The 12,729-nt window shown below is 59.2% G+C and carries 12 protein-coding genes; 7 read left to right on the top strand and 5 right to left on the bottom strand.

The features are described 5' to 3' along the window. The first annotated feature begins 67 nt into the window (after positions 1-67). The 5 genes from ftsH (at position 68) to BLQ12_RS03155 (ending at position 5,737) form a co-directional block, all read left to right on the top strand. Entirely contained in the window at positions 68-1,963 is a 1,896-nt protein-coding gene (gene ftsH, locus BLQ12_RS03175) for an ATP-dependent zinc metalloprotease FtsH (RefSeq protein ID WP_092208196.1), read from the top strand. An 83-nt stretch (positions 1,964-2,046) separates the two neighbouring features. Next, a complete protein-coding gene (gene folP, locus BLQ12_RS03170; RefSeq protein WP_092208194.1) occupies positions 2,047-2,907 on the top strand; it encodes a dihydropteroate synthase in 861 nt (286 codons plus the stop codon). A gap of 58 nt (positions 2,908-2,965) precedes the next feature. Next, positions 2,966-3,904: a CdaR family protein gene (locus tag BLQ12_RS03165; protein ID WP_092208191.1), complete on the top strand. Its 939-nt coding sequence runs from the start codon at positions 2,966-2,968 to the stop codon at positions 3,902-3,904. A gap of 223 nt (positions 3,905-4,127) precedes the next feature. Then, the gene (locus BLQ12_RS03160; protein WP_092208189.1) at positions 4,128-4,895 is read left to right on the top strand and encodes a type III pantothenate kinase; all 768 of its coding nucleotides are present in this window, start codon (positions 4,128-4,130) and stop codon (positions 4,893-4,895) included. A 254-nt stretch (positions 4,896-5,149) separates the two neighbouring features. Then, on the top strand, positions 5,150-5,737 hold the full coding sequence (locus tag BLQ12_RS03155) for an LURP-one-related family protein (RefSeq protein WP_092208187.1): 588 nt from the start codon (positions 5,150-5,152) through the stop codon (positions 5,735-5,737). Between the two features lie 191 nt (positions 5,738-5,928). Here the strand turns inward: BLQ12_RS03155 and BLQ12_RS27270 are convergent, their stop codons facing one another. The 5 genes from BLQ12_RS27270 to BLQ12_RS03135 form a co-directional block, all read right to left on the bottom strand. Next, on the bottom strand, positions 5,929-6,096 hold the full coding sequence (locus tag BLQ12_RS27270) for a hypothetical protein (protein ID WP_175469461.1): 168 nt from the start codon (positions 6,094-6,096) through the stop codon (positions 5,929-5,931). Positions 6,097-6,100: 4 nt separating this feature from the next. After that, entirely contained in the window at positions 6,101-6,769 is a 669-nt protein-coding gene (locus tag BLQ12_RS03150) for a zinc-ribbon domain-containing protein (protein WP_092208185.1), read from the bottom strand. Between the two features lie 19 nt (positions 6,770-6,788). Beyond that, the gene (locus BLQ12_RS03145) at positions 6,789-7,958 is read right to left on the bottom strand and encodes a type IV pilus twitching motility protein PilT (protein ID WP_092208183.1); all 1,170 of its coding nucleotides are present in this window, start codon (positions 7,956-7,958) and stop codon (positions 6,789-6,791) included. A 29-nt stretch (positions 7,959-7,987) separates the two neighbouring features. Beyond that, positions 7,988-9,070, bottom strand: a complete 1,083-nt coding sequence (locus tag BLQ12_RS03140) for a type IV pilus twitching motility protein PilT (RefSeq protein ID WP_092208181.1) — start codon at positions 9,068-9,070, stop codon at positions 7,988-7,990. A gap of 112 nt (positions 9,071-9,182) precedes the next feature. Then, positions 9,183-9,479, bottom strand: coding sequence for a YggT family protein (locus BLQ12_RS03135; protein ID WP_092208179.1), 297 nt, complete (start codon positions 9,477-9,479; stop codon positions 9,183-9,185). 233 nt (positions 9,480-9,712) lie between these two features. Between BLQ12_RS03135 and proC the strand changes: the two genes are divergently transcribed. Both proC and BLQ12_RS03125 read left to right on the top strand, forming a co-directional pair. Continuing rightward, positions 9,713-10,585: a pyrroline-5-carboxylate reductase gene (gene proC / locus BLQ12_RS03130; RefSeq protein WP_092208177.1), complete on the top strand. Its 873-nt coding sequence runs from the start codon at positions 9,713-9,715 to the stop codon at positions 10,583-10,585. A gap of 477 nt (positions 10,586-11,062) precedes the next feature. Further along, positions 11,063-12,496 carry a sodium:solute symporter family protein gene (locus BLQ12_RS03125; RefSeq protein WP_092208175.1) on the top strand — a complete coding sequence of 478 codons (1,434 nt, stop codon included), beginning with the start codon at positions 11,063-11,065 and terminating at the stop codon, positions 12,494-12,496. The last annotated feature ends 233 nt before the right edge of the window (positions 12,497-12,729 follow it).

Below are 12,729 nucleotides of genomic sequence, written 5' to 3'. Positions count from 1 at the left end.
TATGAGGGTAACCCTGCGCTGAATTCAGGGATGAACCGATGACGAAAGATCATGGAGGACCCATTTCTTGAACCCATTCTATAAAAATCTCTCTCTCTGGCTGGTAATCATTCTGATGATGATCATGTTGTACAACATCTTCAATCAGAATCAGCCCGGAGGCCAGACTGTCCCTTACTCGGAGTTTATTTCTCAGGTGGAAAGCGGGAATGTGTCCCGGGTGACCATCCAGGACCAGAACCTCCTGGTAACGAACAGCAGCAACGCTACATACAAGGTATTTGCCCCCAACGACCTCCAGCTGCTCCCCACCCTGAGGGACAAGGGCGTCATCATCGAGGCCAAGCCACCGGCAGAGGCCCACTGGCTTGTCTCCATCATCGCCTCCTGGCTGCCCATGATCATTCTCATTGGAATCTGGATCTTCTTCATGAAGCAGATGCAGGGAGGGGCCGGCGGCAAGGCCATGAGCTTCGGTAAAAGCAAAGCCCGTCTCCTCTCCGAAGACCGTGAGCGCGTCACCTTCCGCGACGTGGCCGGGGTGGAAGAGGCCAAGGAGGAACTCACCGAGGTGGTGGATTTCCTGCGCGACCCCAAAAAATTCACCCGCCTTGGCGGACGCATCCCCAAAGGGGTCCTCCTCGTAGGCCCTCCGGGCACGGGCAAGACCCTTCTGGCCCGCTCCGTGGCCGGTGAAGCCGAGGTGCCCTTCTTCACCATCAGCGGCTCCGACTTTGTGGAGATGTTCGTGGGTGTGGGCGCGTCCCGGGTCCGGGATCTCTTTGCCCAGGCCAAGAAAAACGCCCCCTGCATCATCTTCATCGATGAGATCGACGCCGTGGGCCGCCAGCGTGGCGCAGGCCTCGGCGGGGGACACGACGAGCGGGAGCAGACCCTGAACCAGCTCCTCGTGGAGATGGACGGCTTCGAGAGCAACGAAGGGGTCATCTTGATTTCCGCAACCAACCGTCCGGATGTCCTGGACCCCGCCCTTCTGAGGCCAGGTCGTTTCGACCGCCAGGTGGTGGTGGACCTGCCCGACATCAACGGCCGGAGAAAAATCCTGGAAGTCCATATGCGCAAAACCCCCCTTGCCGACGACGTCCACGCCCTGAACCTGGCCAAGGGAACCCCCGGTTTTTCCGGTGCGGACCTTGAAAACATGGTCAACGAGGCCGCCCTTCTGGCCGCCAAAAGGGATCAGGACAAGCTCCGCATGGTGGATTTCGAAGACGCCAAGGACAAGGTGTACATGGGCCTTGAGCGCAAATCCAAGGTCATCAAGGATGAGGACAAAAAGACCACGGCCTACCACGAAGCGGGCCATGCCCTGGTGGCACGGTTCCTCCCCGGCACCGACGCGGTGAACAAGGTCACCATCATCCCCCGCGGCAGGGCCGCCGGTGTCACCTGGTTCCTCCCGGAGGAGCGGGACTTCAAATACAAAGACCAGCTTGTCAGCGAACTCTCCGTAGCCTACGGCGGACGCGTGGCCGAAGAGATTATCTTCAACCGCATCAGCACCGGTGCCTCCAACGACATCAAGCAGGCCACGGGCCTTGCCAACAAGATGGTTCGGGACTGGGGCATGAGCGATCTGGGGCCCCTCTCCTACGCCAACTCCGACGACCATGTCTTCCTTGGCCGGGAGATCGCCCAGCACAAAGATTACTCCGAGCACACCGCCCGGCTCATCGATGAAGAGGTCACCCGCTTTATCACGGAGAGCTACGGCAGGGCCAAAGAGGTCCTCACCGAAAACATCGACGTGCTCCACGCCCTCTCCGAGCTTCTCCTGGACAAGGAGACCATCATGGGCAAAGAGCTTGACGACCTCATCCACGCCATGCGACCGGGCATTGTCCTCCCCTCCAACCCCCTTGACTCAGGCGACGACCACGACACGCCCGATGAGGTGATTCTGGAGCCCGACAACCAGGACGAACCCGGCGAAACCGTATAGATTGACGTTTCCATGTCACGGGGCCTTTCCGGCCCCGTGACCCCTGCCCGGCCCCGCCCGGGGCGAAAGGACTCCCCACTGCCATGATTCCCTATGATATCGCCTGGAAAAATCACCGACTCAACCTCGGGCACCGCACCTGCATCATGGGCATTTTAAACGTCACCCCGGACTCCTTTTCCGACGGCGGCCAGTTTTTCAACGCACAACACGCCATCAACCGAGCCCGCCAGATGGTGGAAGAGGGCGCCGACATCATCGACATCGGCGGCGAGTCCTCACGGCCCAACGCCGATGCCGTTGCCCTGGAAGAAGAACTCCGACGCGTGGTGCCGGTGGTCAAAGAGCTCGTCAAGCACATCAACGTACCCATCAGCGTGGACACGGTAAAAGCCGAAGTGGCCAGACAGTCCCTTGAGGCCGGAGCCGCCATCATCAACGACATCACCGCCCTCACCGGGGACCCGGAGATGGCCGGGGTGGTTGCCGACTTTGAGGTGCCCGTGGTCCTCATGCACATGAAGGGGAGCCCCCGCACCATGCAGAACAACCCCGCCTACGAAGACCCTGTAGGAGAGGTCACCGCCTACCTTGAAAAGGCCATCGCGCGCGCCGAGGCCGCAGGCATCGCCCGGGACAAGATCATTGTGGATCCGGGTATCGGCTTCGGGAAAACCGTGGGGCACAACTACACCATCATCAAGCACCTGAAAAACCTGGAAGCTCTTAACGTGCCGGTTCTCATGGGCACCTCACGAAAGTCGTTTATCCGAAAGACCCTTGAAGAAGGCGGCCGCATCGCCCCCATGACCGACATCGAACTCGGAACCCAGGCAACGGTCTCGGCCTCCATCATGGGAGGTGCCCACATTGTCCGTGTCCATGACGTCAAATCTACGGCCACAACGGTCCGCATCATGGACATGATCGCAACGGCCCGATAACAGGCAAAGGGCTCCCTGCCCGGAGCCCATCCCCCCACACCGCACAGCCCCGGAGCCCATGGTGACAGCAGAGGAACGACACAACCGGAGATACCTGCCCCGATTTACCCTGGGCCTTGGCCTTGTGGCCCTCACGGCCCTGGTTCTCCTTGCCTTCATCCTGGTTCCGAGACTCCGGATGGAAGAGCACACCCTGGTCTCTCCCATCGAGGTCACCGGGGTGCCCAAGGGGTATATCGTGGCCCGTCAGTCCCACACCCGGGCCAAGATCCGCGTCGTCGGCCTGCCCGCCGACCTGGCCCACATAGAACTGCTCCGCCTCCAGGTGGACCTCCCGGACCAGCCTGCCCTGGACGGCTCCTACCCGGTCACCCCCCACCTTGAGGGCGCCCCCCCCATGGAGGTCCTTGAGGTCAACCCGCCCGAAGTTCATATCCGCCTGGCAAAATCCGTCAAACGCGACATTCCGGTGCAGGTTCGTATAGAAGGCAAGCCCGCCCCCGGGTTCCGCCTGGGAAAGGTGACGGTCACCCCTTCGTTGGCCCTGGCCTCCGGCCCTTCGGAGGTGCTTGAAGGGGTCAAAGCCATCCGCACCACCATCGTCTCCGTCTCCGACGCCACCGCGCCCCTCTCCATCAAGGTCCCTGCCGAAAATGCCGACGAAGACCTCCTCACCCTGTGCCCCGAACTCTTCACCGTCCGGGTCCAGGTGGAAGAAATCCACGCCACCAGACGCCTGCCAGGGATCCCCATCACCACCGGCACGGATGAACCGCGCCGCATTGCCGTTACCCCCGAAACCGTGAATATCGAAGTCACGGGACCTGCCAGGCTCGTGGAAAAACTCAAGGCCGGCACGGGGATCTCCGCCGTCATCGACACCCGGGAGCTCAAGGCGGGAATCTATGTCCGCCGGGCAGCCATCACCCTCCCCGAAGGGGTCGACCTCATCAACGCCAGCCCCGAACTCTTCACCGTCACCATCCCGGACTCATAAAGGCCACCGACCCTGGCTTCTCCGGTGGTTGCCTTTCACCGACGGGCTTGTGCCGGGCCCCAGCGCAGAACTGTTGCCGAGGCCTGTCAAATGGGGTAGGATGCGTGGGTTTTGTAAATTCCAGCAGATGGGCCCCCTTCGCCTTTGCCGACCATACGACGCAAAAAACGGCAGCGGTGACTTGCGCCCCAGAAGGCCATAAGGCCGCCAAGATGAGGAGACTATGGTACTGGTTATCGATGTGGGAAACACCAACACGGTGATGGGCCTCTTTGAAGGGAAAAAGCTGATCCACGACTGGCGGATCCGCTCCCAGAAAAACATGACGGAAGATGAGTTCAACCTGCTGGTCAACGGCCTGTTCAAAGAGCGGGAGATCAACCCGAACCACATCCGGAAAACCGTGATCTCCAGTGTCGTTCCCCGCGTGAAAGACATCCTCCAGACCTTTTGCACCAAGTACCTCGGCCACGCCCCCATCTGGGTGGACAACGAGACCACCAAAGACCTCATGCCCGTGCTCTACCGGAACCCGGCCGAGGTGGGTGCCGACCGCATCGTCAATGCCATTGCCGCCTATGAAAAATACGGCTGCGCCATCATCGCCATCGACTTCGGTACGGCCACGACCTTTGATATCATCTCCCATAAGGGCGAATACATGGGAGGAGCCATCTCTCCCGGGGTGATGATCGCCTCCGAAGCCCTCTTTGCCAACGCCTCCAAACTGCCCCGTGTGGAGATCTGCTCACCCCCCGAACGGGTCATCGGCCTGGACACCGCCGAAAGCATGAAATCCGGTATCATTTTCGGGTACGCGGGCCTCGTGGACGGCATGGTGGAACGCATCAAAAAAGAGCTGGGCTGCACGCCCAAGGTCATCGCCACAGGCGGCCTGGCCACCCTCATCAGCCACGTCTCCTCAACCATCGAGTCCGTGGAACCCGAACTCACCCTGGAGGGCCTCCGGATCATCAGCGAGCGTCTGTAAACACACAGGGAAGGCGAAGCAACCGCCTTGCCTTCCCAACCACCGGGCCACGACCCGCCAGCCACACCCAGCCAGCCCATTCGGAATCCCCGCCGGGCGGCACCTTCAACCACATTTTAAGGATTCGGGCAAAAATACATAATCGGATGGACAGCCTCCCTGTGGCACCATGCCATGGGGGACGTATCGTTTCTCCGCCTGCCCTCACCCATAATCAAATCGACCACACCAAACCACAAATGGAAGGAAAGACCATGCCGGACGTACTGAGTAACAACCTGTTTTTTGTTAAAGAGCATGTGGGAATGTTCAAAGCGGCAAGCAATTTTGACATTTTCGACCCCGAAAGCGGCGACACCTGGATGGAATGCAGGGAGGAGGGCCTGGGCCTGTTCACCAAGATATTCCGCTTTACCAAGTACAAGACCATGACCCCTTTCAACATCATCATTCGCGATACCCAGGGGAATCAGCTGATCCGGGTCTCCCGGGGGGTCTCTTTCTTCCTGTCCAAGGTAACGGTCTTTGACGAAAACGATGAGGTCATCGGCGGGTTCAAACAGAAATTTTTCTCCATCGGCGGGGCATTCAATGTCCTGGACGCCAAGGACAAGCCCGTCTGTGCCCTGAAGGGAAAATGGACCGGCTGGGACTTCCGCTTCCTCCTCGAAGACAACCAGCTGGCCCACGTCAGCAAAAAATGGGCGGGCATGGGAAAAGAGCTCTTCACCAGCGCCGACAACTACATGCTTGAAATCTCGGACTCGGTTCCCGAAGGCCACCCCTCCCGCAAACTGATCGTGGCCGCGGTCATGTGCATCGACCTGGTCCTCAAGGAGTAAGGGATGGGATAAAGCTTGCCTCCGGCGGCGAGGTGAGCCACCTTGAAAGCTGGTTGCCGCTGTGCTTTAACCCTAAGGGACGTGCCCTAAGCCCCTTTTCGGTTCCCCATAAAAAAAACCGCCTTTCGGGATCTGTCTCCCGGAAGGCGGCCCATTCGGTGCTCCGCAAAAATACCACAGACACGGCCCCATCAGTCCATGCCCATCTCCTTTTCAAGGGTTGCGATCTCTTTTTCTATGACCGCCTTCTCCTCCGGGGTAAGCCCCCCTTCGGCCAGGCGCTTTTTCAACCCCAAAAGCACCATCTCCTGACGATAGTCTCCGCAGGTATACGGATCTCCAGGTTTACGCGTTGCCATGGCCCTACCTTGAGAATTCGTTGTAGATCCGATAATAAAGCGAGTTTTCCCTCACCCCTTTTTGCAGGATCATGTCAATTTTATCGATATCCCGGTTGTTCACCACCATGTTCACGCTCTTATGGAACCCAACCATCTCGTCACGGGTGCGGTGGGTATCCGACATGAGGAACACCGTCATGTGCCGCCGGGTCACCATGGGCTGACGGTTCAGGTAGATCATCACCCCGTTCACGTCCGGGTTCCGGGAGTCAAACATGGCGTCGAGCACCACCACGTCGTAGCTGTGATACCGCATGTTCTTCAGGGCATCCCGTGTGTCCGAAGCCTCGGTCACGCTGTACTCCAGAAGATCCAGGGCAATGCGCACCTTCTCACGCCTCGCCTCGTCCTTGACGCACACAATGGCGGTGAGCCCCTCCTCTTCAATGAAATCAAAGGGCCGTTCATCGTCATCGTAGCTGTCGGCCTCCTTTTCGTCAAAACGGATGGAGGGCTTTCGCTCGTCGTCCTCTTCAAAGCCCATGGAGGTACTGATGGGAGCCCCGCCGCGGGGCCCCACCGAGAGCTTGTTGCCACACTTGGGGCAGCTCAGGGTCAAGGTCCGGTCTTCAGGGACCTTCTCATCGGGAAAATTGAATTTACCGCTGCACTTTTCACATGTGATGTTCATGATCGCCTCCCGAAGTGCCTCACTTCATTTTCTCTTTGTACCCGTGATCGATCTCAAGGGAGTCGATGTCGGTGGTTTTTTCACCCCGGGCGCTCTTCACGGAGTCGATGCCCCGCCCCACCACCGCCTTGTGGCTGGAATAGACCATGGCGGTCTCCTGGGTAATAAGACCCTGCTCGTAGAGCTGGACAATGTAATTGTCAAAGGTGGACATCCCGAAATGCTTGCCCTGCTCCATGACGTCATCGTAGGTTTTGCCGTCGGACTCTCCGTGGAGAATCAGGTCCTTGACCCTGAGGCTGGTCCCCAGAAGTTCAAAGGCCGCCACCCGCCCGCCGCCCACCTTGGGCAAAAGGCGCTGGCAGATGATCCAGCGTACCGAGTCGGCAAGGCGCAGGCGCAGCTGCTTCTCCTCATCGGTTTCAAACATCCCCAGGATACGGTTGATGGTGGCCCCGGCGCTGTTGGTGTGCAGGGTGGTAAGCACAAGATGCCCCGTTTCCGCCGCCCGCAGGCCGATCTCCACCGTCTCTTTGTCCCGCATCTCCCCCACAAGCACCACCTTGGGAGCCTGGCGGAGGGCAGCCCTGAGGCCGCTTGCAAAGCTTTCAAAATCGCTTCCCAGCTCCCGCTGGTTGAAGGTGGCCATCTTATGGGCGTGCTGATATTCGATGGGGTCTTCCAGGGTAATCACGTGAACAGGCCGCGTGGCGTTAATCTCAGACAACACGGCGGCAAGGGAGGTGGTCTTGCCCGTGCCGGTGGCGCCCGTCACAAAGACGATGCCGTTCAAGAGCTTGGGGACCTCGTAAAATGCCTTGGGCAGGTTCAGCTCCTTGATGGAAGGGACCGTGGTCTCCAGGCGACGCAGCACAATGGAGTAGTTGCCCGACTGGGAGAAAATATTGACCCTGAAACGGGCCTTTCCCGGCAGGCTGTAGGAGAGGTCGCAGGACCCCGTACGGATAAGGGCCTCGGTCAGTCGGCGATCCTGCCCCAGCAGGTTCATGGCGATCTGCTCCGTCTGGAACGGGGTGAGCTCCTTGATATCCGGCTCCAGATCCACCTTAAGCAGCTTGCCCGAACTCTCCACCTGCAGGGGGCGCCCCACGGTCAGGTTGAGATCCGAGACGTTGTTGTGAGAATCGAGCATCCGTGAAAGGATGTAATCCATCTCCTGTTTTCTCATATCCTACCCTCTATGATGACGGCCTCGATTTATCCGTCGGTAAAATCATCCGGCGTTCCCGAAAGAAGCGGCCTGAACCTCTGTTTGTCGTAGGACTTGCTGTAGGCTTCTTCGGAGCTGATCATGCCCTTGTTGTAGAGCTCCATGATGGAATCATCCAGCAGCTGCATCCCGAACTTCTGGCCCACCTGGATGGCCGAGGGGATCTGGTGGGTCTTGCCCTCCCGGATCAGGTTCCGCACCGCCGGCGTGGCGATCATGATCTCAAGGGCCACGCAGCGCCCCTTGCGATCGGTCCGCCTGAACAGGGTCTGGGCCACCACTGCCCGGATGCTGTCGGACAATGTGGAGCGCACCTGGGCCTGCTGGTTGGCAGGAAAAACCTCCACCAGGCGGTCCACGGTCTTGGGCGCGCTGGAGGTGTGCAGGGTGGCAAGGACCAGGTGACCGGTGGAGGCCGCCTCGATGGCCAGGCTGATGGTCTCAAGGTCCCGCAATTCGCCCACGAGGATGATATCCGGATCCTCCCTCAAGGCGCCCCGCAGGGCCGCGCTGAAGCTCTGGGTGTGGTTTCCCACCTCACGGTGATTGATGAGGCATCCCTTGCTCTGGTGGACAAATTCGATGGGGTCTTCGATGGTGATGATGTGGTCCTGGCGCATGCGGTTGGCCACATCGAGGATGGCGGCAAGGGTCGTGGACTTGCCGCTGCCCGTGGGCCCGGTCACCAGCACCAGCCCCCTGGGAAGGGTGGCCAGGCGGGAGATCACCGGGGGAAGCCCCAGCTGCTCGGCGGTCATGATCTGGCTGGGAATTTCCCGGAACACCGCCCCGACCCCGTTTCGCTGCATAAAAAAGTTGGCCCTGTAGCGGGCAAGGCCCGGGATCTCATAGCCGAAATCCACGTCGCCCGTCTCTTCAAACACCTTGATCTTGCTCTCCGGGGCGATCTCGTAAATCATCCCCTTCAGGGTGTTGTTGTCCAGAACCTTGTACTTTACCCTCTCGATTTCGCCGTTGATTCGCAGGGCCGGGGGCTGGCCGGCCGCAAGGTGCAAATCGGACGCACCCTGGTCGTGCATCAGCTTGAAGAACGCATCGATCTTTGCCATGGATAGTCACTCCTGATTGTTTCAAATCGGCATCATACCGACAGGGAACCCTGTAGACGGGCGGGCCGATACGTGGCCTGTACGGCTGGCGGGAGCTCAGCCCCCGGATTCGCTACATGATGCTTCGTGCCATGTGGTACAGGGAATCCACCACAAAAATTCTCATGAAATAAATCGCGGCGATTACCACCAGGGGGGAGAGGTCAAGCCCACCCAGGTAGGGAATCTTGGAGCGAACTCTGTAGAGTACCGGCTCGGTGGCGTTGTGGATAAACCGAACAATCGGGTTGTAAGGATCCGGACTGACCCAGGACAGGATGGCGCGGGCGATCACGATAAACAGGTAAAGGGTCAGGGCCATGTCAAGGACAACGGCCATCGCTTTGATAAAATTGGCTAAAATAAACATAGCTTTTTGACAGCACCTTTCGAAAGAGCCTCAAACTGGGGAGGACCCCCATACACGGGGTCGGCGTGAATAGATATCTTGATAAAAATATGTTATATACCGGTGATAAGTCAAGGTATTTTGTCCGAGAACGCCAAGCTGAACCGCCCTATCCCACGCCGTGAAGCACCGGTTTTTTCCCGGAATTTTACCCTCTTTTCATCCCCAGAAAACCCTCTCAAGGAGCAGTTCCCATGAGCGCATCAGATAGTCGCATCGGTTTTATCGGTGCAGGAAACATGGCCGAAGCCATGGCCGGAGCCATGATCTCTTCCGGCAACGTCCAGAGCCGACAGCTCACCCTCTGCGATCTCAGGCAGGACCGACTCACCTACCTTGAAACCCAGTACAACGTCCACACCTCGGCCTCGGCCGCAGAGACATTCGACGGGGCCACCACCGTGGTTCTGGCCGTGAAGCCCCAGGGCATGGGCGCCCTCCTCGAAGAGCTTCGGGACAAGGGACTCACCCGGGTCACCGAACGCAAACAGATCATCACCATCGCCGCAGGACTGCCCCTCTCCTTTTATGAGGAGATCCTCTATGACGGGATCCCCGGAGCCAGCACCGGGCTCCTGCCCATCCTGCGCGTCATGCCCAACACCCCCTCCCTGGTCCTGGCCGGCATGTCGGGGCTCTGCGGCAACCGCCACGCCAGCCCCGAAGACATGGACATGGCTGAGACCATCCTCTCGGCCATGGGGGACGTCCTGCGCGTCACCGAAGACCAGATGGACGGCGTCACCGCCGTCTCCGGCTCCGGGCCCGCCTACTTCTTCTACGTGGTGGAAGCCATGATCAACACCGCCAAGGAGATGGGCTTTGAAGGCGAGGACGCCAAACGGCTGGCCCTTGGCACCATCAACGGCGCCGCCAAACTCCTCCTTGCAAGCGACGATGAACCCGAAGACCTCCGCCGGAAGGTCACCTCTCCGGGAGGGACCACCGAGGCGGCCATCAACGAGATGAAAGCCCGCGGCGTGGAAGGCGGCATTCGGGAAGGGATGCTGGCTGCTGCCCGGCGATCCAGGGAGATGAAAGAGGAGATAGGGAAGGCAGGGAAATAGGTGATAGGTGATAGGTGATAGGTGATAGGTGATAGGTGATAGGCTAAGGACTGACACGTCCTGTCAATGAATCATCTCTGTTTTTTTCGTAACTATTCAGCGTATGCCTCCGGCGGCCCTGCCGGGAGCTAAACGCTTAAAAAGTTTAGCAAATAGGTTTTAAAAAATATTGGTTTTGTCCAGCCTTGGTCAAAGACGGATGTGATTTCCCCCGAGGAACGAGGGGAAAAACGCATCCGGAACCAGCTTTCAAGGTGGCACACCTTGCCGCCGGAGGCACGCTTTTTGGGGCTGACTATTTACTTTTTTTCTTCGGGTCCCACGCAGAAGCGTTGTGCCACTTCAACCAGTACCCCAAAGGATTTATCCCACAGGCTCTGTTGCCAAAAGGCGCGGCCTTCTATATGATCCCCGGACCGAATTGAGCGTGTTCGCACGCCGTTATTAGTGTTTCACCAGGGACTCCGGGAGATCGACATGGGATTCAAAGTGGCAGTCATCGCCGTGTATGCGGCCGTCATCGCCTTTGTGGGCATCATCAACCTCAAAAAAAGCAGCTCCTTCGGGGATTTTTTCCTCGGCGGACGGGCCATCGGCCCGTGGATGAGCGCCTTCACCTATGCCACCGCCTACTTCTCGGCCGTGCTCTTCATCGGCTTTGCCGGAAAAATCGGCTGGGGCTTCGGCTACTCCGGTCTCTGGATCGCCCTGGGCAACGCCTTTGTGGGGGTCTTAGGGGTCTGGTATTTCATGGGCAGCCGCATCCGCCGCATGACCGAAGAGCTCTGCGTCCACACCATGCCCGAATTCTTCGAGGCCCGTTACAAAAGCCCGGCCTTCAAGCTCCTGGCCTCCTGCGCCGTCTTCGTCTTTTTCATTCCCTACACCTCGGCGGTGTTCATGGGGCTGAGCTACCTGTTCCAGTCCAACTTCCAGCTCCCCTACACCCTGGCCCTGGTCCTCATGGGCGGGTTCACGGCCCTTTACATGAGCATGGGAGGCTACCGGGCCATGGCTTCCCTGGACGTCCTGTTCGGTATGATCATGCTGGCAGGGGTCCTCACCCTCCTCGGATTCACCGTCAAGACAGGGGGCGGCTTTGAAAACCTCACCGCCTCCCTTGCCGCCGTCGACCCCAGGCTCACCGCCCCTGTAGGGCCTCCGGGCGCCTGGCCCCTCTTCTGCCTGGTTTTTCTCACCAGCGCGGCTCCCTTTTGCATGCCCCAGCTCGTACAGAAGTTCTACGCCATCCGGGATGACCGGGCTATCAAGGTGGGCATGGTCGCCTCCACCTTCTTTGCCCTGCTCATCGGCGGCATCGCCTACTTCACCGGGGCCACGGCGCGGGTCTTCCTGACCCCTGCCAACACACCCGGAGCCTTTAAAGGAGGAAAACCCCTCTTCGATGCCCTCATGCCCGAGCTGCTGGCCAACGTCATCCCCGACTCCCTGTCGGTCCTCATGCTCCTTCTGGTCCTTTCCGCCTCCATGAGCACCCTGGCCGCCCTGGTGCTGATCTCAAGTTCCTCTTTGGTCAAGGACATCTACCAGGGATTCATCAACAAAGATGCCACGGAAAAAGGGCTCACCCGCTTCATGCGCGGAGCCAGTATCTTTTTTGTCGTGATCTCCGTGGCCCTGGCCTGGATGCGACCGGCCACCATCGTGGCCATCCTCGGCATCTCCTGGGGCGCCATCGGTTCCCTCTTCCTCGGTCCCTTTATCTGGGGACTCTTTGTCAAAGGAGCCCCCGTCCACGGCAGGGGAGCCATGGCCGCAGCCCTTGTCTCCCTGGCCCTGTGCCTGGGCCTCTACGCCACCGGCACCAGCTCGCCGGAAGCCGGCACCCTGGGCATGCTCTGCTCCCTGGCCGCAACGCCCCTTCTGGGCCTGCTGCTGCCGGAAAAGTAAACAAAAAGATGCCTCCGGCGGCAAGGTGTGCCACCTTGAAAGCAGGTTGCGAATGCGCTTTCCCCTTCGTTCCTCAGGGAAAATCGCATTCGCCATTGGCTCAGATTAAACTCAATCTATTTTCAAAACCTGTTTATCAAACTTTTCAAAAGCTTGGCCCCCGGCAGGGCCGCCGGAGGTTTCTTTAAGACCTGTTTGTTGAACTTTTCAAAAGCTTAGCCCCCGGCAGGGCC

Source organism: Desulfoluna spongiiphila, from assembly GCF_900101345.1.
Taxonomy (GTDB): domain Bacteria; phylum Desulfobacterota; class Desulfobacteria; order Desulfobacterales; family Desulfolunaceae; genus Desulfoluna; species Desulfoluna spongiiphila.
This window is presented reverse-complemented; position numbering and strand designations above follow the sequence as displayed.